The sequence below is a fragment of the Microbispora catharanthi genome (genome assembly GCF_006334915.2).
Taxonomy (GTDB): Bacteria; Actinomycetota; Actinomycetes; order Streptosporangiales; family Streptosporangiaceae; genus Microbispora; species Microbispora catharanthi.
The window spans coordinates 1-23,942 of the sequence record NZ_VDMA02000002.1; the positions used below are offsets into that span (position 1 = coordinate 1).

The window sequence follows — 23,942 nt, forward strand, 5'->3', positions numbered from 1 at the left end:
CTGCGTCGGCATCACCACGTGGGGCGTGCGCGACAGCGACTCCTGGCGCTCCAGCCAGACCCCGCTGCTGTTCGACGGCAACGGCAACAAGAAGCCCGCCTACACCGCCGTCCTCAACGCCCTCAACAGCGCTCCCAACACCTCGCCCAGCCCCACCCCGCCGGTCAGCCCGAGCGCCAGCCCGACCCCGCCGGTAAGCCCCAGCCCGACTCCTCCGGTCAGCCCGTCGCCCGGTACCTCGCCGCAGCCCGGCGGGTGCAGCGCGACGATGCGTACGATCAACTCCTGGCCCGGCGGCTTCCAGTCCGAGGTCACGGTCAGCGCCGGCAGCTCGCCGGTCAACGGCTGGACCGTGAACTGGACCTGGCCCGGCGGGCAGACCATCAGCAGCCTGTGGAACGGCACGCAGAGCGTGTCCGGCTCCTCCGTGACGGTCCGCAACGCCCCCTACAACGGCTCCATCGCGGCCGGCTCGTCCACCACCCTCGGCTTCACCGCCAACGGCACCGCGGCCACTCCGTCGGTCACCTGCAGCTGACCCCTCACCCCTGACGAAACCGGATCCGGTTCGGACGATGTCCGGCCGGATCCGGTTTCGCGTTGTCATACCTGCGGATTCGGGGGTGGAGGAGCGGATGCCGGCGGCGGGATGATGGCCGTGATGGACGGGACTCTGCTGCTGCTGGACGTCGACGGGGTGCTCAACCCCATTCGGCGCTCCTCTCCGCGCTTCCGCCGCTTCGAGTGCGTGGCGGAGGGCGAGTGGTTCCGCCTGCTGCTCGATCCCCGGCACGGCGCCAAGCTGACCGCGCTGCGCCGGGAGACCGGCGCAGCGCTGACCTGGGCGACGACCTGGGGCGAGCGCGCCAACGAGGAGATCGGCCCCAGGATCGGGCTGCCCCCGCTGCCGGTGATCCCGATCGACGGCGACCCTCCCCGCCCGCCCGGCGTGAACCTCAAGACCTGGCACGTCGCCGAGTACGTCCGGGGCCGGCCGTTCGTGTGGTTCGACGACGATCTCGGTCCGGCCGATCTGGAGTTCCTGCACGGCCATCCGGGCGTCGGGGAGTTCCTGGTCGTGGCCGTCGACCCCAGAGACGGGCTCGGCGACGCCCACCTGGACGCGGCCCGCCGGTGGCTGACCGCGCGGAGGCCGCAAGCCAGCTGGTGAGACAAGGCGGAGTCACAGGTGGGCAGGGGGTGGATTCTCAGGGTTTTCCCCGGAAGCCCCGGTAATCTCGCGGGCCATGACATGGCAGCGGAGGATCAACGGCGCACTCGTCAAGTTCACAGGAGTCCAGCTCACCCGTGTCCGGCCCGCCGCCCAGTCGTCGCCCGCGGGCTCCGCCCCGGCTCCGGCGCCGGAGGAAATGGTGCGTCCTCCCGCCGACCCTCGCGCCGATCGCCTTCTGGTCGCGCCGGTGTTCATCATGTCCCCGGTGCGGTCGGGCTCCACCCTGCTGCGGTCGATCCTGAACGCGCACCCCGAACTCCACGCCCCGCATGAGCTGCACGTCAGGCGGCTGACCGTCGGCTTCGGCACGCCGCTGGCCCGCAAGGCCATGGAGGCGCTCGGCCACAACCAGGCCGACCTGGAGCACATGCTGTGGGACCGGGTGCTCCACCGGGAACTGGTGCGGAGCGGCAAGCGGACCATCGTGGACAAGACTCCCGCCAACGCCTTCGCGTACGCCCGGATCTCCGCCTGCTGGCCCGACGCCCGATACGTCTTCCTGCTGCGGCACCCCGCGTCCATCGCCGACTCCTGGTATGAGGCCGACCCCGTCAGGCGCACCCGGGAGGAGGCCGCCTCCGACGCGCTGCGTTACATGAAGGCGGTGCAGCGGGCCAGGAAGGCGCTCACCGGCCTGACCGTGCGTTATGAGGATCTGACCGGCGAGCCGGAGAAGACGACCCGCGCCATCTGCGCCTTTCTCGAGGTGGAGTGGGAGCCCGGCATGCTGGCGTACGGCGAGCAGAAGGTGGTGCAGAAGGGCCTGGGCGACTGGAGCGACAAGATCCGGTCGGGCGCGGTGCAACCGGGACGCGACCTGCCCGGGCCGGACCAGATACCCGACCTGCTCAAACCCATCTGCCGCAGCTGGGGCTACCTCCCCAAGGAGGAGGGCCGATGAGGATCCGTTACATGCTCCTGCACGCCTACGGCATGGGCGGCACGATCCGCACCGTGGTCAACCAGGCGAACGCGATGGCCACGCTGGGCCACGAGGTCGAGATCGTCAGTGTGGTGCGCCGCCGTGAGGAGCCGCAGTTCCGGCTGCATCCCGACGTCACGCTCACCACGCTGGTGGACCAGCGGACCGGCGTGCAGGCCGACTCCCTCGGCCGGCGCGTGTGGCGGCGGCTGCGCGGCAAGATCGTGCCGTACGGCGAGTTCGCCGCGGGCTACTTCACCGAGCGCGTCGAGAAGGCGGTCATCGACTACGTCACCTCGGTGGACGACGGGGTCCTCGTCACCACGCGCCCGGCGCTGAACCTCATCTCCGCACGCCGCGCCTCCGAGAACGTCGTGCGGGTGGCGCAGGAGCACATGAACCTCGGCACCTATCCCGGCCCACTGCGCGAGGAGATCGTCCGGCACTACGGCGGGTTCGACGCGGTCGCCGTGCTGACGGCCAGCGACCGGCGCGAGTACGAGCAGGCGCTGCCCGGCACGAGGATCGTGCGGATCCCGAACGCGGTGCACTCGGTGAACCAGACGCCGTCCCGGCAGGAGCACCCCGTCGTGGTCGCCGCCGGACGCCTGGTCAGGCAGAAGGGCTTCGACCTGCTGCTGCCGGCGTTCGCCCAGGTGGTGAAGGAACATCCGGAGTGGCGCCTGCGCGTCTTCGGCACCGGCCCGAGGAAGGCCGCCCTGCGGGCGCTGATCGGCGAGCACGGCCTGTCCGGGCACGTGACGTTGATGGGCCGGACCAACCGCCTCGACGACGAGCTCGCCCGGGCCTCGATCTACGCGCTCAGCAGCCGTTTCGAGGGCCTGCCGATGGTCATGATCGAGGCGATGACCCACGCGCTGCCGATCGTGGCCTTCGACTGCCCGACCGGCCCCGGTGACGTGCTCACCGACGGGACCGACGGCGTCCTGGTGCCCTGCGAGGACGTGGACGCCCTCGCCGCGGCCATGAACCGGCTCATCGCCGACCGCGACCTGCGGCTGCGCATGGGCGCCGCCGCCGCGGCCACCGCCAGGGAGTACGCGCCGGAGAACGTCATGCCGCTGTGGGAGAACCTGTTCACCGAACTCCTGGGGGCCAAGACGGGCAGCGACGCGCGGTCACGGCGGTGACCCGGCTCACGCGGACGCGGTCCCGGCCGGCCTGTCGCCGAGGGAAGCGGCTGGGCCTGCCACCCGCGTGGGGAACAGAAGAGGCCCCTGGCCGGCGGTGACGCCGGTCAAGGGCCCTTCCGTCTGATCGGCCTGCGTCAGCCGTCGTTGTCCGACGACGGGATGTAGGCGCCCGGCACCTGGTCCGGCGCGTAGATCTCGCCGTCACCCGGGTAGGGCTTCTTGTAGTCGTGCGCCTCGTACCACGAGAAGCGGTTCATCTGCTCCGGGTTCCCGGAGTCGGCCCTGGCGTTGGGCCCATTGAACGCCTGGTGCGACTTCCAGGCGCCCCACTTCTTCGCGGTCTCCTGCTTGTCCGCGGGCACCTTCGCCGACGGCGCCGCCGCCGCGGCCGGGTTCTGCGGCGCCGGGGTGTCCGCACCGCAGGACGGCAGGTTGGAGCCCGACAGGCCCAGCGTCAGGGACGTGCGGTTCGGCAGGGCGGTGAACGGCGTGTAGTCGGGCTTGTTGGTGAAAACCGCCGCCATCGGGGTGGCGGCGCTGTCCTTCTGGTTCATCGGCTGGATCCCGAGGATCTGCTCGATGGTGCGGATCATGGTGATCTGCGTGTAGTAGCGGCTGTCCACGGTGCCGTGCTTGGCCCAGGGGCTGATGATCTGGATCGGGGCACGGTGGCCGTCGACGTGGTCGAGACCGTTCTGGGAGTCGTCCTCGACGACGAAGATCGCCGAGTCCTTCCAGTACTCGCTGTGCGAGATCTTGTCCACGATCTTGCCCACGGCCAGGTCGTTGTCGGCGACCTGGGCGGCCCCGTTCACCGGACCGCCGGTGTGGTCGCTGGACAGCCAGAACATGTTCAGGTTGGCCGGCCCGTTGGCCTCGAAGTCCCGCTTCCAGATCTCGTACCGGTAGATGTCCGGGACGCTGGTGTCGAACTTCGGGAAGCCGTGCACCGACACGTCGTCGAGCGACGGGATCGGCGAGGACGAGTTCAGGGTGTAGGCGGTGTCCTGGCCGGTCGCCTGCATGTTCTTGGTGTCGCAGTACAGGTTCTGCCAGGTGGCGCCGGACGGCTTGGTCAGGAACTGGTGGAACTCGCCGAAGTTCCGCACGGTCTTGCCCGCCGCCTGCGCACCGCTCCAGATGAAGCCGGTCCGCTGGTGGCCGAGGGCGTCGTCCTCGGTGTCGTAGCTGCGCAGGTACTGACCGGCCGAGGACTCGGTGTACTCCGGGTTGTCGGCCTGCATCAGCCAGTTGTGGCCCTCGGCCGAGTTAGTGCCGATGTCGTAGGTGTTGTCGTACAGCCCGAACTGACGGGCCAGCGCGTGCTGGTTCGGCGTCACGTTCTCGCCGTACTGGGCCAGCGACGGGTCGCCGTTGCCCTGCGGAATGTCACCGAGGACCTGGTCGTAGGTCCGGTTCTCCTTGACGATCAGGAAGACGTGCTTGATCGTCGAGGGGTCGCCGAGACGCTTCGGAACCGCGACGGCCTTCTGCTTGTTGCCTTCGGCCTTCTTGACGTCGTTCTTGCCCCAGCCGTTCTGTGCGAACACCCGGGCCGTGTACTTGGCGATCTCCCTGTCGTCCGGCAGCGTGAACCGCTGCAAGCTCGACGTCGTGTCGTGGGTGCCGTGCCCGGCGGCGGTGGTGGGACGGCGGGCGTCGATGCCACGGGTGTTGGAGACCAGTACTTGGTCGCCGATCGTGGTGATCTCGGCGGGGAAGTAGTCCGTCGGGAGCAGGCCGACGTAGCTCACCGGCTCCTGCGGCGTCGTGTAGCGGTAGACGGCGACCGCGTTGGCGCGGCCGAGCGTCACCAGCAGGTGGCCGTCGTCGGTGAGCGTCACCGCGTCGGGCTCGTAGCCCACCGAGGCCTCCGGCCACGGCTGGGTGGCGATGGTCTGGACGACCTTGTCGCTGGAGGTGTCGATGACCGACACGTCGTCGGTGGCGGTGTCGGTGACGAACAGCGCCCCGTTCTTGGCGTACAGGGCGGTCGGGTGCAGCCCGACGTCGATGCTCGCGGCGGCGGCGGCCGGGTTCCCCAGGTCGATGACGCTGACCGTGCCGGTGGTGGTGGCGCCGGTGTTCGGGTCGGCCGGCACCTGGGTGCCGTAGGAGTTGATCGTCGTCTCGCCGGGCTTCGCCGGACGTCCGCCCTCGTTGCCGACGTAGAGCTTGGTCCCGACCATGACCATGTCACGCGGGGCGTTGCCCACGGCCCAGCTCTGCTGGATGGCCCCGGTCGCCGCGTCCATGGCGATCACCCGGTTCTGGCCGTTGACGGCGACGTACACGGTCTTGCCGTCGGCGGAGAACACCGGCTCACCCACGAGCGCGCGCTTAGAGCCCTGCGCGGCGATGGCGATGTTGACCGGGTTGGCGAGGGAGCCGTCCGGGTTCACGGTGAACTTGGTGAACATGTCGGCCCGGCCCAGCCACAGCTGCGAACCGTCCGGTGAGTACGTGGGACCTTCCTGGCCCACGTCGTTGCCGCTGATGCGCAGGTTCGCCGCCGCGTTGTTGCCGACGAGCTGCTGCACCGTCCAGTTCTTCAGGTCGACGACGACGAGCGCCATGCCGCCGTCGGCGACCGAGGCCGCGAGGTGGGTGCCGTCCGGGCTGACCGAGGACGACATGATCTTGCCGTTGTCGATGACGAGACGCTCGCCGATGGGCTTGATGTACTGGTCGGCGGAGACGACCAGGCCCTTGTCGGTGGTCTGGCCGACCTGGTCGGTGCCGAAGACGTCGGTGGACGCGTAGGCGATGCCCCCGCCCGCGACGACGAGAGTTGCGGTGGCGGCCGCGAGGAGGCGGGTCCGCCGGCCGGTGCGCCCGTCGAGGAGCCCGGTCCGGACCTTGGCGACGCGCTGGCGCGTGACGTGCATGAATCATTCCTTCGGGGTGCTTGCGAGCAGGTCGACGTTCCCGTCGAACTGCCACAGGGGGTTCGGCGCGTCTCCCGTCGGAGTACGCACCTGGAAGTAGCCGTTGACCTCCTTGGGTCCGTCACCGTCGGCGACGTACCGCCCGTCGGCGGTGACGTCGAGCTGGTAGATGGCGCTGCCCACGGCGGTCGCGCCGGGGAGGCGCCAGGACACGACGCACCGCCAGTCGTTGCCCGGTCCCTCGTCGGCGACCCGTGAGTCGCCCTTGTCGCAGGACGCGGTGGCGCCCAGCTGGGCCTCGGTGACGGCGGGGCGGTGAAGCTGCTGTGTCTGCAGCCGGTAGAGGTGGGCGTACGCCGTGGCGAGCGAGTCCTGCAACTTCCCCTTCTCGATCCCCGAGCCCGTGGCCGGGGTCGCGACGGCGATCACGCCCACGGTGAGGACGACCAGTGCGGCCAGCGGCAGGGCCCCCGCCACGGCAACCCGCCGGCCCGACCCGTCGTACGTCAGGTCGGTGAAGTCGCGGCGCAGGAACAGCCGGTAGGCCAGCGCGGTGGCGGTGACCGCCCACAGCAGGCTCACCGCGAGACCGATGAGGAGGGGGCCCGCCTGCGCCGGGCTGGTGAAGAGCCCGCGCCAGGCGAGGAAGGCGCTGCTCGGCAGGGCCGTCCGCACCGCCACCGGCAGCGGGAGCAGCTGCGCGAGCTGCAGCACCAAGGCGAGCAGTGCGGGCATCAGCAGCCCCATCGGCGAGCGGCCCAGGGCGACCGAGCCGAGGAGCCCGACGGCGGCGAACGCCAGCGTCGGCGCCAGCACGCACACCCAGGCGAGCAGAACCGCGGCGGCGGCGTCCGCCGGGGCGAGGAGATGGCCGTCCAAGCCGGCGAGCGGCCGGTTGCCGACCGCGACCAGGCCCCCCGCCACCCCCGACGCGGCCAGCCCGGCCACCAGCAGCAGGAGCACGGTCAGGCTGGCGAGAGCCTTCGCCACGAAGATCCGCCTCGGTGAGCGGACCGCCACGAGGAGGTGGCGCCAGGTGCCCAGCCGGTCCTCGGCCGCGAAGACGTCGCCGGCGACCAGCGCCGTCAGCAGCGGGAGCGCCCAGCTGCACGAGAAGTCCAGTACGACCAGCGCTCCCGCCCAGCCGGTCGCGTTCATCCAGCGGCCGAAGACCGTGTCGGCGGGCAGCGAGCTCTGCAGGCTCACGGCGGCCACGAAGGCCGCCGGGGCGATCCAGCAGGCGAGCAGCAGCAGGCGGATGCGCCACTGGGAGAGCAGCTTGACCAACTCGAACCGATAGCCGGGCAGTACGGGCGCCGGCCGGGCGCCGACCCGGGGTCGGGTGGCGGTCGCGGTCATCGCGGGTCCTCCTGGTCGGTGTGCGCGGGTACGGTCCCGGTCAGGCTGAGGAACGCGGCCTCGAGCGGCGTCACCACGGGCGCCAGCTCCCGGAGCGCCACGCCGGCTCGCACCAGCCGTACGACCAGCTCGTCGATGGCCGGCACGGGCCCGCGGACCACGAGTACGCCGGCGTCCGGTCGCCGAGCGGGGTCGCCGCCGGGCGCGACGCGGAGCCCGGGCGTCTGCGACGCCAGCCGGTGGGCGGCCTCCGAGTCGGAGGTGAGCAGCCGGTAGTCGAGTTCGCCGCTCTCGGCGGCGAGCTTGCTCACCGGCCCGGAGAAGACGACCCGCCCGGTGGCGAGGATGGTCACCTCGGCGCACAGCGCGGCGAGGTCGTCCATCCGGTGGCTGGAGAGGACCACCGCGGTCCCGTCCGCGGCGAGTCCGGTGATGACGCGGTGCACGTGGTGCTTGCCCGCGGGGTCCAGGCCGTTGGCCGGCTCGTCGAGAACGAGCAGTCGCGGCTTGGTGAGCAGCGCGGCGGCCAGCCCGAGCCGCTGACGCATCCCCAGCGAGAAGCCCCGGACACGGTCGTCGGCGACGTCGGTGAGCCCGACCTGCTCCAGCGCGTCGTCGACGCCGGTGGCGCTACCGGTGTCATACCGGCCCAGTGAGGCCAGGGCCGAGAGGTTCTGGCGCGCGGTGAGCGAGGGATAGAGCCCGGGTCCGTCCACGAAGCCCGCGACGCCGTCGGGGACGGCGAGCGTCCGCCCGACCGGTGTGCCCAGGATCTCAAGGCGCCCGCCGTCCGCGACCGCCAGGCCCAGCAGCAGACCGAGGAGCGTCGTCTTGCCCGCGCCGTTCGGGCCGACCAGACCGTGCACCTGCCCGCGCGCCACGTCGAGGTCGACGCCGTCGAGCGCGGCGACATCACCGAAGGACTTCGTGATCTCGCGAGCCCGGACCGCGGGGCTCCTGTGCGTCTCGCTTTTTCGCATCCCTGTCCTTCCTCGGCAGCAGGCAACCGGCAGCGAGAAAGTTAGCCGCGCTAAGGACGCGGCAAGGTGTGCGTCACGACAACGAAGGATTTATGCCGCGTGAACAGACAGATGATCAGCGCCCCGCCTCCGCGGAGCGCTCAGCTGTACCTGCACGCCGATTACGCGACGATGCCCTCAAGAGTCTCAGGCGAGACTTGGCCCGGCCTGGTTAAAGGTATCGCCAAGCCATGTTCACCCCAGCGTGGCCTTCTGCCCGTAATATCCCCGTCTTGCCAGCACGTTCCCACGGGGGTTTTACATGCTTTCCTCCCGCAAGCGACTGCTGCGGCTGCTCGTACCTACGACGGCTGTGGCAACGACAGCGGTCGTCGGCGCGGTTCTCAATCCTGTCCTGTCCGCGAACGCCTCCACCCCCGACCACGGCGGTGGCCGGGCACGCAGCGTGATCTTCGTCAACGGTGACGGCATGTCCGCGGCTCATCGTGAAGCCGCGAGGCTGTACCTGACTGGTCTCGACGGACAGCTCACCATGGACAAGCTTCCGGTCTCCGGGCAGTTGAGCACCAGTCCGCACGACCCCGCGACGGCCATCACCGACTCCGCCGCCGCGGCTACCGCCTGGGCGACGGGGACCAAGACCTACAACGGCGCCATCAGCGTGGACGTCAACGGCAAGCCTCTGCCGATCCTGGGCATGCAGGCCAAGGCGGCGGGCAAGTCCACCGGCCTCGTCACCACGGCTCAGGTGACCGACGCCAGCCCTGCCGCGTGGTTCTCCCAGACCGCCAACCGCTCCGCTCAGGACGAGATCGCGCGGCAGTACCTGGCGGTCAGCAAGCCGGACGTCATCCTCGGCGGCGGCGAGGACTGGTGGCTCCCGGCAGGTACGCCCGGCGCGTGGCCGGACAAGCCCGCCGAGGATCCGAGCGAGGCCAGCAAGGGGACCAAGGGCAACCTGATCGACCAGGCCGAGAGCGCCGGCTACCAGTACGTCTCCACCGCTCAGGAGCTCGCCCGGGCGAAGCGGGGGAAGCTGCTGGGCCTGTTCGGCAACGAGGAGATGTTCCAGCAGAGGCCCGAAGGCCAGGGTGACGTCTACGCTCCGGCCGTGGACCTGGCCACCATGACCAGGAAGGCCCTGGACACCCTCAGCACGAACAAGAAGGGCTTCTTCCTCTTCGTCGAAGAGGAGGGTGTCGACGAGTTCGCGCACGAGAACAACGGCGCCCGCGTGCTCCAGGCCGTGGAATCCCTGGAGAAGGCCGTCCAGGTCGCCAGGGCGTATGTGGCCGCGCACCCCGACACGCTTCTCGTCGTCACGGGTGACCACGACTGTGGCGGTCTCACCGTGGAAGACACCTCAGGCAGCGACGAGAGCGGCAGCGACCTGTCGACCGAGGACGGTCCGTTCCCGGTCCACGGCAGCGGCCTCAAGTTCGTCATGGACTGGACCACCACCGGGCACACCGGCGTGGACGTGCCGGTTACGGCCCAGGGGCCCCTCTCCACCCTCTTCACCGGCAAGCACCCCAACACCTACGTGCACGAGGTCCTCTCACAGGTGCTGACCTCACGTCGCTGAACGACCGCTCGTCGCGCCGGCGTCGGCCAGCCTGTCGCCCAGGGAGCTGCGCCGGTACAGCACCTGCCGTCCGTCGCGGGCCCGGGTGACCAGGCCCGAGGCGTACAGCACGCGCAGGTGCTGGGACACGGCGCTCGGGGTGACCCTGAGACGGCGGGCGATCTCGACGGTGGGCAGCGGCTCGCCGAGGAGGCCGAGCAGCCTCGCCCTCGGCGCGCCGAGAAGCGCCACGAGAGCGGTCTGGTCCGCGACGGGCGCCGGGGCCCAGAGCGTCGCCACGCCGCGGCTGGGATAGACCAGCGTAGGAGGCTCCTCCGGGACGACCGGGGGTGCGGGCTTGTGCGCGAACACGGAGGGCACGAGCAGCAGTCCCCGGCCGGCCGCCGCGACGCGGAAGCTGCCGATCATCTTGTCGACGTGCAGCACGCCGTCGTCCCAGCGCAGGTTCGGGTGCATGCCCGCGAACAGCAGGCGGGCGCCTCCCACGGCCAGTTGCCGCGCCCGGTAGGTCATGTCGGCCTCCAGCACCAGCCGCATCTGCGGCCACAACGGCCTGACCGCGATCTCCCAGTAGCGTCCCAGGAGATCGCAGACGGCGTCCCGGAGCCGTACGACCGGCGCGTCGTCGGTGGTGGCGGCGTCGCGCAGCGGCCCGGGGAGCGGAGCCGGCGCGTGCGTGGCCGCCAGGTCGCGGCGGACCAGACCGGGTGGGGTCCGGCGGACCACCGCCAGCTCCTCCTCGAAGTCCGGGGCGAAGGTCTCGGGTCTCGGGGTCAGGAAGTCGGGAAGGGTGAACCTCTCCGCCACCAGGGACATCAGCAGGTCCGTGTCGAGCGTGCCGAGCCGCCCGACGACAGATCTGCGCCACGGGAGATGCACCGCGGACAGGCCCGGGTCGCGCAGCACGCGCAGGCTGAGCACCGTCTCGGTCAGGGGCGAGAGGGCGAACCTCGTGTCCGCGAGATCCTCGACGCCGAGCACAAAACTGATCATTAAGCCGTACGCTACATCGATTGGCGGCGGAACGCCCGTGGCGTGGACTTCGGTCCATGACCGACGCACTCCTCGATCGGCCCACGGCCGTCGTCGTGAGCGACATGACCGGACAGCGCCGCGTCCCCGATGAGATGGTCACCGGCGGGCCGGTGGGCGGGACATGAGCCGCCGGATGCTCGCGATCCTGACCCTCACCTGCGCGGTGGCCGTGGGCAACATCTACTTCCCGCAGGCGATCGGGCCGCTGGTCGCCGCCGGGCTGCACCTGCCCCCCGACGCGGGCGCCCTGGTGGTGACCGCCACCCAGGCCGGTTACACCGCCGGGATCGTCCTGCTGGTGCCGCTCGGCGACCGTTTGCCGCACCGCCCGTTCCTGGTGACCCTGCTCGCCCTCACCGCCCTGGCCCTGCTCGCCGCGGGCTGCGCGCCGGCCCTGCCGCCGCTCGTCGCCGCCAGCGCCCTGGTCGGTCTCGCCACCGTGGCCGCGCAGGTCGTCGGCCCACTGGCGGCCGGTCTTGTGGCGGCCGACCGCCGGGGAGCGGTGCTCGGCACGCTGCTGAGCGGATCGACCGGCGGCATGCTGCTGGCCCGCACCTTCAGCGGAACCCTCGGCGAATGGCTGGGCTGGCGGGCTCCGTACCTCGTCGCCGCGGCCCTGGCGCTGCTCCTCGCGGCAGGCCTGGCCGTCACGGTGCCGGTCACGGCCCCGTCCACCCGCCGGCGTTACCCGGCGCTCCTGGCCGAACCGCTGCGCCTGCTGCGCGCCGGGCCCGAGCTGCGCCGCTCCTGCCTCTATCAGGCGGCCGTCTTCGCCGGGTTCTCGGCCGTCTGGACCTGCCTGGCGCTCCTGCTCACCGGCCCGGCGTACGGGCTGGGCACCCAGGCCGTCGGGATGCTCGCCCTGGTCGGCGCGGCGACCATGCTGTGCACTCCCGTCGCCGGCCGCCTGGTGGACCGCGTCGGGCCGGATCCGGTGAACCTCGTCTGCATGCTCGGGGTCCTGGTCTCGGCGGCGGTCCTCACCGCCGGGTCGCTCGGCGGCACGGCGGGCCTGGCCGCGCTGACCCTCGGCACGCTGCTGCTCGACGTCGCGATGCAGTGCGGCATGGTCGCCAACCAGGCCCGGGTCTACGCCCTGCGCCCCGACGCCCGCGGCAGGCTCAACACCGCCTACATGACCTGCGCCTACCTCGGCGGCAGCGCGGGGTCCTGGCTCGGGGTCCGCGTCTGGAACGCGGCCGGCTGGCGGGGCGTGTGCGCGCTCGCCGGCCTGCTCGCCGCGGTCGCCCTGACCCGCCACCTCCGCGGTTACCGGCGTCAGGGATGTGCGAGGAAGCGGGCGACCAGAGCGGTCCCAGGAGCGGTTCGGCCCCCCGGCCCGGGTGCGGCCACGACGGTGTCGGGGGTGAGCTCTCCCCCGCAACGGTCGCAGGTCATCGTCGGCACGACCGGCGCTCCGCAGCCGGTGTGCACCAGTCGCAGCGGCGGCCCCTGGTCGGCCAGATGACGGTCTCCCCAGGCCAGCAGCGCCAGCACCACGTCGTACAACTCCCGCCCCGCCTCGGTCAGCCGGTACTCGTGGCGCACCGGCCGCTCGGCGTACGGCCGGCGCTCGGCCAGCCCGCCCTCCACCAGCCGGTCGAGCCGGTCGGCGAGCACGTTGGTCGCCACGCCGAGGTCGCGGCGCAGTTCCTCATACCGCGTCATGCCGAGGAACAGGTCACGCAGGATGAGCAGCGTCCACGGGTCCGCGACGAGACCCGCGGTGCGGGCGACCGAACAGTGAATGGCGGCGAATCGTTCCCTGTCCACGCCACCAGCCTAGTCCCTTGCTAACAGCAAGTGACTCTTCTAGAGTCCGAGTCACTTGTCGTCAGCAAGGGAGCAGGCCGTGTACCACTGGATCACCGGTCTTCGAGTCCGCCGGCTCTGGCGCCGCGTGGGAACGGGCGACTATCGGGCCGCCGTCGCGATCGCGGCGCCGGACGTGCTGTTCCGCTTCGCCGGGGACACGCCGCTGAGTGTCCAGGCCCGTGGCAGGGAGGCGTTCGAGGCGTGGTTCCGCGACCTCTTCGCACGCCTGCCGGGGCTGCGGCTGACCCTGCGCGACGTCGTCGTCCGCGGCTGGCCGTGGAACACCACGGTCGTGGTCCGCCTCGACGCCGCCGCGACGCTGGCCGACGGCACGGCGTACCGCAACGAGGCCGTGCAGTGGGTGCGCCTGCGCTGGGGACGCATGGTCTCCGACGAAGTGCTGGAGGACACCCAGCGACTGGCCGACGCACTGCGCCGCCAGGCCGCCGCGACCGGCCCCCATAGCTGAGTCCGAGCCGGGCGCCGTGTGCCAGACTGGGCCGCGATGGCGTCAGATCCCCTCACCCGCGCGACCACCTCCCTGTACGGCCTGGCATCTCGACGGCGCCCGCCGATGAACGGCCCGCAGTTCAGAGGCGTCTTCGACATCCACCTGACGGTGGCCGCGGATGACGTCGGGTCGCTCGGCGCCTGGGCGCGGGAGAACGGCGTGAAGTTCACACACATCATGCTCGAACGCGGGACGGCCCGTTCCCAGCCGATGCTCACCGTCCGGGGCGAGGGCACGCTCGGCGCGCAGAGGACGGCCGCCGCCGCCCACGCCGAGCGGTTGCGGGACGAGGGGTTCCGCGTGGTCCGGGTCAAGATCGAGGCGGCTCCCTGGAACGAGGACGTCCCGCAGACCGCCGAGGCCGCCGCGGCGATGCCGGGCCTCTACTTCGAACACCACGTCAAGGTCGCCGTCCGGGGAGACCTGGCGCCCCTCACCGAACTCGCCGTCGTCCACGGCGCGCACGTGTCGCGGAACGCCCGCCGGCGGCGCGACGACGGTTCACACGAGCGTTTCGTCACGCAGCGATGCCGAGGGGTCGGGCTGGCCACGGCCGGCCGCCGCTTCCAGGCGCTGCTGTCCGATCTCGCAGGGCACGGCTACGCCGTACTCGAAGCCGAGCGAGAGTATGTCGTGCACGACGACAACCCCGGTATCGACCACGGCTGGATAGAGGAGCGATGACGTCAAGCTGGGACCGGTTCAAGGGAGTCACCCTCCCCGAGGGAACCACGGTTCCGCCTCGTGGCACACCGTGGTTCCCATCGACCTACCTGCCCGTCACGGACAGGCCGGGCATCCGCCAGCCGCCGATCTTCGATCCGGCGCTGAAGCAGTTCGACCGTGCGTTCCGGGCCGGCGAACCGATCTTCGACGACCCGGAGGTGGGGCGCCGGTGGCGGCGGGCTCGCCGCCGGGCGATCGATCATCTGGTCCGGGTCGTCGCCGAGTCCCCGTGGAACGAGAACCTGGTGCTGCGCGGGAGCCTGCTGCTCGAGGCGTGGGTCGGCGAGGAGGCGCGTGAACCGGGCGACCTCGACTGGGTCGTCGTCCCGCCCACCGTGAACATGAACAGCCCGCTCACCGCCGCGATGTTCAAGGGCGTCATCGCCGCCGCCGTGGCCGGACCGGCCGACGGCACGGTGACCTTCGATCCCGGCGACATCGCGACGGACGAGATCTGGACGTACGACCGCGTCCCCGGGCGGCGGCTCGTGTTCACCTGGCGGGCCGGCGACCTCCCGCCGGGAACCGTCCAGCTCGACTTCACCTTCAACGAGCGCCTGCCCGTTCCGCCGGAAGTCGCCCTGATCCCCCGCACAGGCGGGGGCGAGCCCACGCCGATCCTCGCCGCCTCCCCGGAGCTGTCGCTGGCGTGGAAGCTGCTCTGGCTGGCCTCCGACGGCTACCCGCAGGGCAAGGACCTCTACGACGCCGTCCTGCTCGCCGAGCGCGTAGCGCTTCCCCGCGACCTCCTTCACGGGGTTCTGCGCGACGCGCTCGGAGAGCGCGAGGCCGGTGAGTTCGGCCCGGAGACGATCCGTTCTCTCGACGAGGTGGACTGGGACGAGTTCCGCGCCGAGTATCCGCACATCACCGGGAACGCGTGCGACTGGCTGGAACGGCTGGCGCGGGCGCTCGGCCCCGCCTTCGCGGAGGAGTGACCCCGATCAGGTCAGGCGGCCGACGTAAGCGAGCGCCTGCTTGAGCAGCACGCCCTGGCCGCCGGTCATCTCCTGCTGCACGATCGGGGAGGCCGCCTCCTCGGGCGTGAACCACTCCAGGTCCAGCGCGTCCTGCCGGGGCCGGCAGTCCCCGCGTACCGGGACGATGTACGCCAGGGAGACCGCGTGCTGGCGAGGGTCGTGAAACGGCGTGACCCCAGGCGTGGGGAAGTACTCCGCCACGGTGAACGGCGTCGGCGAGACCGGCACGTTCGGTAGCGCCACCGGCCCGAGGTCCTTCTCCAGATGGCGCAGGAGCGCGTCGCGGATGCGCTCGTGGTAGTACACCCGCCCGGACACCAGCGCCCGGCTCACGGTGCCGTCGGCGCCGATCCGCAGCAGCAGGCCGACGCGGGTCACGGTGCCCGTGTCGTCCACGCGCACCGGCACGGCGTCCACGTAGAGGATCGGCATCCGGCCCCGCACCGACTCGATCTCGTCGGGAGCGAGCCAGCCTGGCGTCGTTTCGGTCATTTCGGTCACGGGTCGATCGTACTTGCCCAGGCGGGGGGCGGTTCGCAGGTCGGCGCAACCCGTGCCGGGCCTCCGGCCACCGGCGCGGAGTCAGACCCGGACGGCCGGACCTCGGCAGGCGCGGACCGTGGATCAAGCCGGCCGGTGCCGCCGGTGGTCCTCAACATGCGGAGGTCCGAGCGGGCGAGCGAAACCGGGGGCTTGCTCCGGAGTTGCTCATGGCCTCCCGGCTGCTGCGCAGTCGGGAGCCCCTCCGGCTGCGCCTTCCGGTCGCCAGATGTGTCCGTCGGCTCAGGGGCGTGCTACCATCTCTGCAGTTGCAGTTGTGGTACCCATGAAACTTGTGTGCGCCTGGCGGGATGTAACCTTCAGGCGCATTTTGTTTTTCCGGCCTTCTCCGGAGGGGCCTCATCCGGCGACGCGGAATCTGTGCAGTGCGGATTCCGGTTCGGCCCCTGTTCAAGGAGATTCAACATGGCTGTCGGAACCGTGAAGTGGTTCAACGCGGAAAAGGGCTTCGGCTTCATCGAGCAGGAGGGCGGCGGCCCCGACGTCTTCGCCCACTACTCGAACATCGCCGCCCGCGGGTACCGCGAGCTGCACGAGGGCCAGAAGGTGTCGTTCGACATCACCCAGGGCCAGAAGGGACCCCAGGCCGAGAACATCGTGCTCGCCTGACCCAGGCCCGCATCGTGATTCGGGGTCCGCGCTCGACGAGCGCGGGCCCCGACTCATGTCCGGGCAGACGCTCCGTCATGCTGCACCTCGTCGATCCTGTAAGCGCCGCTGCCCAATCTGGGCAGGTGCGCTTCCGGCGAGGGCGGATGAAGATTCAGATCCTGGCCGCGAGGAGAGACGCCCGGGCGTGAACGCCCGCCGGCGTGCCGCCGACGGAGCCGTACTCGCGGGAGGCGCTCCCCCTACGGCGCATCTGCCTCAGAGTTTGTGCAGCTTCTTGTATGGGGTCATGATTCGTTCCTGCTGTGATCGGAAATCGACGATCACAGCCACCCCGTCCTCTACTTCCAAGACCACGCCAAGACCGTACCGATCATGGGTGACCTGGTCGTTCACACTGAACTGCTCGAGAGGCGGGGCGGGAGGCGGGGGCTTGAAGGGACTTGTGGGCAGGTGACGGCGGGACGCGCCGCTGGCTGGCTTCATTGCCTCCAGTATGTGCTGCTCGCCGAGCCGCTCACAACCAACCCATGGCCTTGACGCGCTATCTTCGTCCCGGAAGCGGTCTGCTTCGTGGCCTATGGTGGCGCGCGAGGAAGCTCACCGCAGCTGCCGGCGAAGCGATCCAGAACCCCACTGACCTGCGGGGAAGCCCTGAAAACACTCGCCCGAGCGACGGGCGGAACACGGTTTCCGCCTGGTGCGCACGGGCCCGGCGCGTCGGCCACGATCTCGCGGTAGCGGGCGGCCAGGGCGTCCCCAAGAGGCTCCGCGGCGAGCAGGGGGCGGTTGCGGACCAGCTCCAGGGGCGTCCGCGGCGGCGGGGCGGGAGGCATAGTGGGCACCCGTACGGCTCCATGCGCTGCCTTTCGCCGCATGCACGAGAGCGCGAAGCGGTCGGCGGCCGGGCGTGGACGACGCATTGCCGGTATCCGCGCCGTCTCCGGAAAAGGACGATGGTTATGTGTTCAGCCGGCCGTTCGCCGATGTCGCTCAATCAGCCTTCCGGCCACGCCTGGACAGTCGACCCTATCTGGCAAGATAGGCTTCCGTTCCCTCGCAGGCAGGACACCGGGAGAAGAAACCATAGATGGACACATCCAGTTACGCAGGGCTGCTGGCGCAGGTGATACCGGTGGTCCTGCTTGCCGTGATCGTGGAATACCGCGGCGCCTACGAGGCCTGGCGTATCGTCGGCACGGAATCGCGAAAAAAGATGTCCCCGGAACAGGGACGCAGATTAGCCAACCAGTTCCTGTTCATTCTGGCCGTGCAGACCATATTCCTTTCCGTGCTCACCGTCCTCGAAATGGCGGCCCTGGTGGTCGCCGGCGGCAAACCGGGGTCACACACTCTGGCCGAATCGATCATCCGCTCCGATGCGACCCTGACCGTTGTCTCGATCGGGATCGGCCTGACCATCGCCATGCAAGCCCTCGCCGTCGCGCAGAGTTATCAGCGAGCAGGGATGATCGAAGACAGTCACCGGCGTCACTTCCACTGGGTGATACGAATAGCCGTCGTCGTTGTCGTTCTCGGAACGGGCCTGCTACTTAAGGGCTGATCAATGAAGAGGCTCCATGCGCCGGCCTCCATCCCCGAACAGGACCGCCATAAGCCTGATTCTTGTCGGCCAGATCGCATCACTGGCGGGCTGCGGCAGACAGCCGTACTGGGATCGAGATCCTCAGTGCGACGGTCTTGGGTGACGGGCGGACCATTGTCGCGGAAATGCTTACAGGGCCTCCTGAAGCCGACGGCACCTCGTGTTACGAGGTGACGGACAAGGAATCCGAGGAATCCGCCACCCAGGTGCGCATCGCGGTCCAGTTGCGCAACAACTGCACACCGGTCTTCCCCGGCAGCAGAAATACACTTCAGCTGAAGGCTACCCGCTGAAGGTGGAATTCCGGCTGAAAGCACCGCCGGCGGAGCGGAAGATCGTCGACAAGCCCAGCCGCGAGCCGATCACGGTCGTCGACGGATGACCGACCGTCCGGCGGCGGACCGACAGGCTCTCCGTCGCGGAAGTCCCCTTCAGGCTCATCGAACGTGACCCGGACGCCGGTTCGCCAGAAATCCCCCCGCCTGTTCCGTCCGCGCTCCATCTCGGGCGGAACAGGAACGGAACAGGGGGTCCAGACGTGGGCCGCAGGTGAGGTACGAATCAGCGGACGGGGAGGCCGGTGACGGCGCGGCCGATGATGAGGCGCTGGATCTCGCTGGTGCCCTCGAAGATCGTGAAAATCTTGGCGTCACGGTGGAAGCGCTCGACCGGGTGCTCACGGGTGTAGCCGGCCCCGCCGAGGATCTGGATGGCCTGCTCGGTCGTCCAGACCGCCGTCTCGCTCGCGACCAGCTTGCTCATCGACCCTTCGGCCTGCTCGAACCGCCGGCCGTGCCGGGCCGTCCACGCCGCCCGCCAGGTCATCAGTCGGGCGACGTCCACCCGGGTGGCCATGTCGGCCAGCAGGAACGCGACCGCCTGATTCTCCCCGATCTTGCGGCCGAACTGCTCGCGCTCCCGGGCGTAGTCGCGGGCGTACTCGTAGGCCGCACGGGCGACGCCGACGGCCATGGCGGCGACGAGGGGGCGGGTGGTCTCGAAGGTCCGCATCGCGGCCTGCTCGCCGGACCGCGCGCCGGCGCGCACCCGGGCGAGCCGCTCGTCCAGCTTCTCCTTCCCGCCCACCAGGCACCGGCCGGGCACCCGTACGTCGTCGAGGACGACCTCGGCGGTGTGCGAGGCGCGGATGCCGTGCTTCTTGAACTTCTGCCCCTGGGACAGGCCGCGCGTGCCCGGCGGGACGACGAAGGACGCCTGGCCCCGGGTGCCCAGGGAGGGGTCGACCGTGGCCACGATGACGTGGACGTTGGCGATGCCGCCGTTGGTTGCCCAGGTCTTCACGCCGTTGAGGACCCACTCGTCCTTCGCCTCGTCGTAGACGGCCCGCGTCCTGATCGCGCCGACGTCGCTGCCTGCGTCGGGCTCCGAGGAGCAGAACGCGCCGAGCTTGACGTCGTCGGGAGTGCCGAACATCTGGGGCAGCCACTCCCCCATCTGCTCGGGAGTGCCGTTCGCGGCGATGGAGGCGGCGGCGAGGCCGGTGCCCACGATCGACAGGCCGATCCCGGCGTCCCCCCAGAACAACTCCTCGAACGCCACGGGCAGGCCGAGCCCCGACTCCTCGAACCACTGCTGGGCGAAGAAGTCCAGCGAGTACAGCCCGATCTTGGCGGCCTCCTGGATGACCGGCCAGGGCGTCTCCTCGCGCTCGTCCCACTCCACCCCAGCCGGGCGGATGACGTCCCGGGCGAACTCGTGGACCCAGTCGCGCAGTTCGCGAAGGTCATCGCTCAACTCGGGGCAGAAGGTCATCGGGGGGTCTCCTCTCCTTGGTGTTACCAACGGTAACACCTGACGGAAGGAGGTGGTCAGCGCAGCCGGGACGCGTACTGCGGGACCGTCGCCATCGGCGGGCGCTCGGCCACGGCGACGTCCCGCGTCAGCGGGCGGTGCCCGGCGGGCCCGCGTTCGAACTGGACGAGCCGCGCGGACGGCTCGTGCAACGGAACGATCTTGTCCTGGCGCTCCAGCCGCGCCCAGGCGGTGTGCATGATCTGCCCGGCCATCCCGCCGAGCGCCTCCGTCGACTGGTGGGAGTGGACCCGGCGGCCCAGGTCGACCTGGGCGAGCGCGTCGAGCCCCACCATGTCCAGGAGGTCGATGAGGAGTCCCAGCTCCACGCCGTACCCGGTGACGAACGGCACCCGTTCCAGGACCGCGCGGCGGCCGGCGTACTCGCCCGCGAGCGGCTGCACGAATCCGGCGAGCAGCGGCCAGTGCAGGTTGAGCAGCGGCCGGGCGACCAGTTCGGTGACCCTGCCCCCGGCGTTCGGTTCCGTCGCGCCGAGCAGGGGCCGGTCGTAGCACGCCTTCACGTATCCGACCGCGGGGTCGGCCAGCAGGGGCCCCAGCAGGCCGGTCACGAACGAGGTCCGGAACTCGCGCAGGTCGGCGTCGACGAACACCACCAGGTCGCCGGTCGTCACCGCGAGGGACTTCCAGAGCGCCTCGCCCTTGCCGTCGTAGCGCGGATCGTGCAGCTCGGGCAGGATCTCGTCCTGCGCGAAGACCTTCGCCCCGGCGCGTAAGGCCCGGGGCGCCGTGTCGTCCGACGACCGGGAGTCGATCACGACCAGCTCGTCCACGAGCGGCACGGCCTCGACGAGGTCGCGCCGCACGGCGGAGACGATCTCCCCGACCGTCTCCTCCTCGTTTCTCGCGGGCAGCACCACCGAGATCGTGGCGCCTCCCTTGGCGGACAGCAGGGCGCGGGCCGGCCAGTCGGCCGCCGACGAGGTACGCCGACTCAGCCAGGCCTCCACCTCAGGCAGCACGCCCGTCCTCCCCCTGTCCGCCACGTTCACTGGCATCACCTTATGCGGCGGCCGGAGGAGGCGATCAGCACGAGCCCCCCTCCCAGCGCGAGCACCCCCGCCACGCCGTACATCAGGGCGGCGAAGCCGTACGGCGCCGCGGCCGAGGCCACGACCGGGCCGATGCTGGCCCCGGTGAACAGGAAGAAGGTGAACAGGGAGACGGCCGTGCCACGCGCGGGACCGGCCAGCAGACCCACGGTCTCGATCACAGCGGGGGCGGCGACGCCGATCGCGAAGGCGAAGACGGCAAGCAGCACCGCCAGTGCGGTGACACCGGGGGCGGCCAGCCCGACCACCAGCGCGAGCACCGCGGCGAGCCCGAGGGCCAGCGCCGCCCTGCGGGCCGGGGAGAGCCGGGCCAGGTACGGCGTGGCGAACGGGATGGCGATGATCGCCGGCAGCGCGGTGGCCCGCAGCGTCAGCAGCGCGGAGGGGTCGCCGGCGATGCCCGCGGGGCCTTCGAGCTGCAACGCGGTGTAGAGGGCGACGAAGGCGCCGAGGACCGTCAGCGTGGCGGCGTACACCAGGACCAGGCGCGGGTCGCGCAGCAGCGCCGGGACGACGGCGTAGGGATTCGCTCCGGTACGGCGGGCGGTGTCGGGCAACATCACCCGGCGCAGCACCACGGTCACGACGGCGAACGCGGCGCCGCCGAGCAGGAAGACCGGCCGCCACCCGAGCAGGTCGACGAGGACCTTGGCGGCGAGCTGCGCGACCACGGCCGAGGCGAACAGCGCGCTGACCACGGAGGTCATCGTGACGGCCCGGCGGCGGGGTTCGACGCGCTCGGCGATGTACGCGAACGCGGTGGGGGCGAAGACGGCGGTGGTGACGCCTTCGACCACCCGCAGGGCGAGCGCCGCCCCGGGCCCGGGGCTCAGCGCGACCAGCGCGGTCGTCACCGCCGTGGCAGCCATGCCCCAGGTCATCACGCGGCGCCTGCCGTACAGGTCGGACAGCGGGCCGAACAGCAGGAAGCCGCCCGCGTAGCCGAGGCCGAAGGCGCTGACGAGCCAGGTCAGGACGGCGGCGGGGGCGCCCCAATCGGCCGACATCCGGGCCAGCAGGGGGATCACGACGTAGAGGTGTCCGGTGGCGAGTAGCCCGGCCGGCACGAACGCGGCCACGGTGCGCCACACCGGCGCGTACGTCTCACGCGGCGTGGCGGGAGCAGCGGGTCCGGCGGGTGCGGAAACGACGGGAGTCGATGTGCTCATGGCGAGGACAGTAACCAACCAACCAGTTGGCTGTCAACCAACTAGTTGGTGGCAAGAATGGGTATGCTGAGGGCGCACCCCTGAGCCCCGTCCGCCCATGCACACGGAGGAAGCCGATGTCGCCCCGCAAAGACGTCAAGGACCCCACCGCCGCCACCAAGACCGCCCTGCTGGAGGCCGCGCGGACGGAGTTCGCGGCGTACGGCGTGGCGGGCGCCCGGGTGGACCGCATCGCCGAGCGTGCCGGGGTCAACAAGGAGCGGATCTACGGGCACTTCGGCAGCAAGGAGAAGCTGTTCGACACCGTCATCAAGTCGGCCCTCGACGAGGTCGCCGCGGCGGTGGCGATGCCGGGCAAGGATCCGGCGGAGTACGTCGGCAACCTCTTCGACTTCTACTCCGCCCACCCCGACCTGGTACGCCTGCTGATGTGGGAGGCGCTGCACTACAGAGGTGAGGACGACCTGCTGCCCGGCCAGGAGCTCCGGGTGGACAAGTGCCGGTCGAAGACCGAATCGCTCGCCGAGGGCCTCGGCCGGGAGCCGGACGTCTCCGTCGCCCGGATGGTGTTCTCTCTGGTGGGCATGGCGATGTGGCCGGGCGTCATGCCGCAGCTCGCCCGGATCACGGTGGGTGAGGAGGCGGCGACTCCCGAGGGACGCGAGGCGCTGCGCGAGCACCTCGTGGCGTTCGTCCGCGCCGCCGTCGAGAGATGACCGCAGCCGTCGAGAGATGACCGGCACTGTCGGGAACCGACCGGCGCCCCCAGACGTGGACGTCCTCCTCGATGCGTCTCCTCGTCCGCGCCGTGTCATGGTCGTGTCACGGCCGCGCCGACGGTGGGCGCCGTCGATAAACGGTGACATGCGGCTGACAACGCGCGCATATGCGGCGTCAATCGTGGTTCGGCATGGACGAGCCACGCAGCATCTCCTTTCGGCCCCGAGACCGGCTGTACGCCGCGGTCACGCGGGTGCTCGGCGTCATCGTGTCCGCCGCCCTCGCCGTAGGGGGTTGGCTGGTCTACACCGGCGCGCAGGACCAGCCACCACGGTTGTCGAACTCCGCGCCGGCATCGATCAGCTCGGCCTGGCCGTGGGCTCTGCCCTGGCCGTCGACGGGGCAGGCGGCGGTCGAGGTCGCCGGGAAGGCAGACAGCCTCAGTGTGTACGGCGAGCAGCGGCCCGTGCCGATCGCGAGCGTCACCAAGGTGATGACCGCTCTGGTGATTCTTCGCGACCACCCGCTCGGCAGGAACGCCGCAGGCCCGTCCGTCCAGGTCGACTGGCAGGCGGCGGTCGAGTCAGGGAACCGAGACGAGTCCACGGTGCCGATCACCGCAGGCCAGGTCTTCACCGAGCGGCAGCTTCTCGAGCTGATGCTGATCCCCTCGGGGAACAACGCCGCACGTCTGCTGGCCCGCTGGGACGCCGGCTCGGAGCAGGCCTTCGCCCGCAAGATGAACGCGGCCGCCGCCAAGCTGGGTATGACGAACACCACCTACACCGGGGCGAGCGGATATGAACCCACCACGGTCAGCACGGCGGTGGATCAGCTGAAGCTGGCCAGGCAGGCCATGAAGTCCCCGGTGCTGCGCGACATCGTCGCCACCGCCACGACCACCGTCCCGGGTATCGCGGGCGAGATCGTCAACGGCAACGCGCTGCTCGGACTGCCCGGGGTGGTCGGTATCAAGACCGGCACCAGCACCGCGGCGGGCGGAGCGCTGCTATGGGCCGTCCGTGCCACTTCCGGGGGCCGTGACCGGCTGATCCTCGGGGTGGTTCTGCGCCAGGGCGACCCCGACGACACGCTCGAGGAGAAGAAGGAGGCCGCGTTCGTCGCGAGCAGGAAGTTGATCGAGGCGGCCCTGCGATACCTCAATCCCGAAAGAAGGCCGACTTCGTGAATGCCCCAACCGTT

The 23,942-nt window shown here is 70.7% G+C and carries 22 protein-coding genes and 1 pseudogene; 13 read left to right on the forward strand and 10 right to left on the reverse strand.

The window, feature by feature from the left end:
* From FH610_RS03310 to FH610_RS03325, 4 genes are all read left to right on the forward strand, one after another.
* The coding region (locus tag FH610_RS03310; RefSeq protein ID WP_205825527.1) for a cellulose binding domain-containing protein at positions 1-538 on the forward strand (538 nt) is incomplete at its 5' end.
* A gap of 123 nt (positions 539-661) precedes the next feature.
* On the forward strand, positions 662-1,171 hold the full coding sequence (locus FH610_RS03315; RefSeq protein WP_139572791.1) for an HAD domain-containing protein: 510 nt from the start codon (positions 662-664) through the stop codon (positions 1,169-1,171).
* 76 nt (positions 1,172-1,247) lie between these two features.
* Positions 1,248-2,135, forward strand: coding sequence for a sulfotransferase family protein (locus tag FH610_RS03320; RefSeq protein ID WP_139572792.1), 888 nt, complete (start codon positions 1,248-1,250; stop codon positions 2,133-2,135).
* Positions 2,132-3,307: a glycosyltransferase family 4 protein gene (locus tag FH610_RS03325; RefSeq protein ID WP_139572793.1), complete on the forward strand. Its 1,176-nt coding sequence runs from the start codon at positions 2,132-2,134 to the stop codon at positions 3,305-3,307. The genes FH610_RS03320 and FH610_RS03325 overlap by 4 nt, the downstream gene beginning before the upstream one ends.
* A gap of 137 nt (positions 3,308-3,444) precedes the next feature.
* Here the strand turns inward: FH610_RS03325 and FH610_RS03330 are convergent, their stop codons facing one another.
* Genes FH610_RS03330 through FH610_RS03340 form a run of 3 tightly spaced genes read right to left on the reverse strand, consistent with a single transcriptional unit; the run spans position 3,445 to position 8,537 of the window.
* A complete protein-coding gene (locus FH610_RS03330) occupies positions 3,445-6,198 on the reverse strand; it encodes a bifunctional YncE/alkaline phosphatase family protein (protein WP_139572794.1) in 2,754 nt (917 codons plus the stop codon).
* 3 nt (positions 6,199-6,201) lie between these two features.
* Complete coding sequence (locus tag FH610_RS03335; RefSeq protein WP_139572795.1) at positions 6,202-7,557, reverse strand: ABC transporter permease; 1,356 nt, start codon at positions 7,555-7,557, stop codon at positions 6,202-6,204.
* Positions 7,554-8,537, reverse strand: coding sequence for an ABC transporter ATP-binding protein (locus tag FH610_RS03340; RefSeq protein WP_139572796.1), 984 nt, complete (start codon positions 8,535-8,537; stop codon positions 7,554-7,556). Before FH610_RS03340 ends, FH610_RS03335 begins: the two co-directional genes overlap by 4 nt.
* A 352-nt stretch (positions 8,538-8,889) precedes the next feature.
* Between FH610_RS03340 and FH610_RS03345 the strand changes: the two genes are divergently transcribed.
* Positions 8,890-10,122, forward strand: a complete 1,233-nt coding sequence (locus FH610_RS03345; RefSeq protein ID WP_205825528.1) for an alkaline phosphatase — start codon at positions 8,890-8,892, stop codon at positions 10,120-10,122.
* Here the strand turns inward: FH610_RS03345 and FH610_RS03350 are convergent.
* Positions 10,111-11,115, reverse strand: a complete 1,005-nt coding sequence (locus FH610_RS03350; protein WP_139572798.1) for an ArsR/SmtB family transcription factor — start codon at positions 11,113-11,115, stop codon at positions 10,111-10,113. The two genes, FH610_RS03345 and FH610_RS03350, sit on opposite strands and share 12 nt — an antisense overlap.
* Positions 11,116-11,290: 175 nt before the next feature.
* On the opposite strand from FH610_RS03350, the gene FH610_RS03355 reads away from it, so the two are divergent.
* A complete protein-coding gene (locus tag FH610_RS03355; RefSeq protein ID WP_240808727.1) occupies positions 11,291-12,625 on the forward strand; it encodes an MFS transporter in 1,335 nt (444 codons plus the stop codon).
* Between the two features lie 50 nt (positions 12,626-12,675).
* On the opposite strand, the pseudogene FH610_RS44195 reads toward FH610_RS03355, so the two are convergent.
* A pseudogene (locus tag FH610_RS44195) lies at positions 12,676-12,825 on the reverse strand (winged helix-turn-helix transcriptional regulator); the annotation flags it as partial.
* Between the two features lie 184 nt (positions 12,826-13,009).
* Between FH610_RS44195 and FH610_RS03365 the strand changes: the two are divergent.
* From FH610_RS03365 to FH610_RS03375, 3 genes are read left to right on the forward strand one after another with little or no spacing between them, the layout of a single operon-like run.
* Positions 13,010-13,441, forward strand: coding sequence for a nuclear transport factor 2 family protein (locus tag FH610_RS03365; protein WP_161627900.1), 432 nt, complete (start codon positions 13,010-13,012; stop codon positions 13,439-13,441).
* 36 nt (positions 13,442-13,477) lie between these two features.
* Entirely contained in the window at positions 13,478-14,167 is a 690-nt protein-coding gene (locus tag FH610_RS03370; protein ID WP_240808728.1) for a hypothetical protein, read from the forward strand.
* Positions 14,164-15,147, forward strand: a complete 984-nt coding sequence (locus tag FH610_RS03375) for a nucleotidyl transferase AbiEii/AbiGii toxin family protein (RefSeq protein WP_139572802.1) — start codon at positions 14,164-14,166, stop codon at positions 15,145-15,147. The genes FH610_RS03370 and FH610_RS03375 overlap by 4 nt, the downstream gene beginning before the upstream one ends.
* Positions 15,148-15,153: 6 nt before the next feature.
* On the opposite strand, the gene FH610_RS03380 is transcribed toward FH610_RS03375, so the two are convergent.
* The gene (locus FH610_RS03380) at positions 15,154-15,690 is read right to left on the reverse strand and encodes an NUDIX hydrolase family protein (RefSeq protein WP_240808729.1); all 537 of its coding nucleotides are present in this window, start codon (positions 15,688-15,690) and stop codon (positions 15,154-15,156) included.
* A gap of 465 nt (positions 15,691-16,155) precedes the next feature.
* Here FH610_RS03380 and FH610_RS03385 point away from each other — a divergent pair, with 465 nt between their 5' ends.
* Positions 16,156-16,359 carry a cold-shock protein gene (locus tag FH610_RS03385; RefSeq protein ID WP_139572803.1) on the forward strand — a complete coding sequence of 68 codons (204 nt, stop codon included), beginning with the start codon at positions 16,156-16,158 and terminating at the stop codon, positions 16,357-16,359.
* Positions 16,360-16,617: 258 nt separating this feature from the next.
* Here FH610_RS03385 and FH610_RS44200 read toward each other — a convergent pair whose 3' ends face one another.
* Complete coding sequence (locus tag FH610_RS44200) at positions 16,618-16,755, reverse strand: hypothetical protein (RefSeq protein ID WP_225897465.1); 138 nt, start codon at positions 16,753-16,755, stop codon at positions 16,618-16,620.
* Positions 16,756-17,449: 694 nt separating this feature from the next.
* On the opposite strand from FH610_RS44200, the gene FH610_RS03395 reads away from it, so the two are divergent.
* Entirely contained in the window at positions 17,450-17,923 is a 474-nt protein-coding gene (locus FH610_RS03395) for a hypothetical protein (RefSeq protein WP_139572805.1), read from the forward strand.
* 603 nt (positions 17,924-18,526) lie between these two features.
* On the opposite strand, the gene FH610_RS03400 is transcribed toward FH610_RS03395, so the two are convergent.
* Genes FH610_RS03400 through FH610_RS03410 form a run of 3 tightly spaced genes read right to left on the reverse strand, consistent with a single transcriptional unit; the run spans position 18,527 to position 22,019 of the window.
* A complete protein-coding gene (locus tag FH610_RS03400; RefSeq protein ID WP_139572806.1) occupies positions 18,527-19,738 on the reverse strand; it encodes an acyl-CoA dehydrogenase family protein in 1,212 nt (403 codons plus the stop codon).
* A gap of 56 nt (positions 19,739-19,794) precedes the next feature.
* Positions 19,795-20,760: a glucosyl-3-phosphoglycerate synthase gene (locus tag FH610_RS03405; protein WP_205825564.1), complete on the reverse strand. Its 966-nt coding sequence runs from the start codon at positions 20,758-20,760 to the stop codon at positions 19,795-19,797.
* Positions 20,761-20,795: 35 nt separating this feature from the next.
* Entirely contained in the window at positions 20,796-22,019 is a 1,224-nt protein-coding gene (locus FH610_RS03410; RefSeq protein ID WP_139572808.1) for an MFS transporter, read from the reverse strand.
* A gap of 116 nt (positions 22,020-22,135) precedes the next feature.
* On the opposite strand from FH610_RS03410, the gene FH610_RS03415 reads away from it, so the two are divergent.
* Both FH610_RS03415 and FH610_RS03420 read left to right on the forward strand, forming a co-directional pair.
* Positions 22,136-22,735, forward strand: a complete 600-nt coding sequence (locus FH610_RS03415; RefSeq protein WP_139572809.1) for a TetR/AcrR family transcriptional regulator — start codon at positions 22,136-22,138, stop codon at positions 22,733-22,735.
* A 194-nt stretch (positions 22,736-22,929) separates the two neighbouring features.
* Entirely contained in the window at positions 22,930-23,928 is a 999-nt protein-coding gene (locus FH610_RS03420) for a D-alanyl-D-alanine carboxypeptidase family protein (RefSeq protein WP_139572810.1), read from the forward strand.
* The last annotated feature ends 14 nt before the right edge of the window (positions 23,929-23,942 follow it).

Coding starts and splice junctions, on each gene's coding strand:
- FH610_RS03415 (WP_139572809.1), top strand. CDS start 22,136: ATGTCGCCCCGCAAAGACGTCAAGGACCCCACCGCCGCCACCAAGACC.
- FH610_RS03330 (WP_139572794.1), bottom strand. CDS start 6,198: ATGCACGTCACGCGCCAGCGCGTCGCCAAGGTCCGGACCGGGCTCCTC.
- FH610_RS03410 (WP_139572808.1), bottom strand. CDS start 22,019: ATGAGCACATCGACTCCCGTCGTTTCCGCACCCGCCGGACCCGCTGCT.
- FH610_RS03355 (WP_240808727.1), top strand. CDS start 11,291: ATGCTCGCGATCCTGACCCTCACCTGCGCGGTGGCCGTGGGCAACATC.
- FH610_RS03340 (WP_139572796.1), bottom strand. CDS start 8,537: ATGCGAAAAAGCGAGACGCACAGGAGCCCCGCGGTCCGGGCTCGCGAG.
- FH610_RS03320 (WP_139572792.1), top strand. CDS start 1,248: ATGACATGGCAGCGGAGGATCAACGGCGCACTCGTCAAGTTCACAGGA.
- FH610_RS03385 (WP_139572803.1), top strand. CDS start 16,156: ATGGCTGTCGGAACCGTGAAGTGGTTCAACGCGGAAAAGGGCTTCGGC.
- FH610_RS03325 (WP_139572793.1), top strand. CDS start 2,132: ATGAGGATCCGTTACATGCTCCTGCACGCCTACGGCATGGGCGGCACG.
- FH610_RS03395 (WP_139572805.1), top strand. CDS start 17,450: ATGGACACATCCAGTTACGCAGGGCTGCTGGCGCAGGTGATACCGGTG.
- FH610_RS03370 (WP_240808728.1), top strand. CDS start 13,478: ATGGCGTCAGATCCCCTCACCCGCGCGACCACCTCCCTGTACGGCCTG.
- FH610_RS03315 (WP_139572791.1), top strand. CDS start 662: ATGGACGGGACTCTGCTGCTGCTGGACGTCGACGGGGTGCTCAACCCC.
- FH610_RS03420 (WP_139572810.1), top strand. CDS start 22,930: ATGGACGAGCCACGCAGCATCTCCTTTCGGCCCCGAGACCGGCTGTAC.
- FH610_RS03335 (WP_139572795.1), bottom strand. CDS start 7,557: ATGACCGCGACCGCCACCCGACCCCGGGTCGGCGCCCGGCCGGCGCCC.
- FH610_RS03375 (WP_139572802.1), top strand. CDS start 14,164: ATGACGTCAAGCTGGGACCGGTTCAAGGGAGTCACCCTCCCCGAGGGA.
- FH610_RS03350 (WP_139572798.1), bottom strand. CDS start 11,115: ATGATCAGTTTTGTGCTCGGCGTCGAGGATCTCGCGGACACGAGGTTC.
- FH610_RS03400 (WP_139572806.1), bottom strand. CDS start 19,738: ATGACCTTCTGCCCCGAGTTGAGCGATGACCTTCGCGAACTGCGCGAC.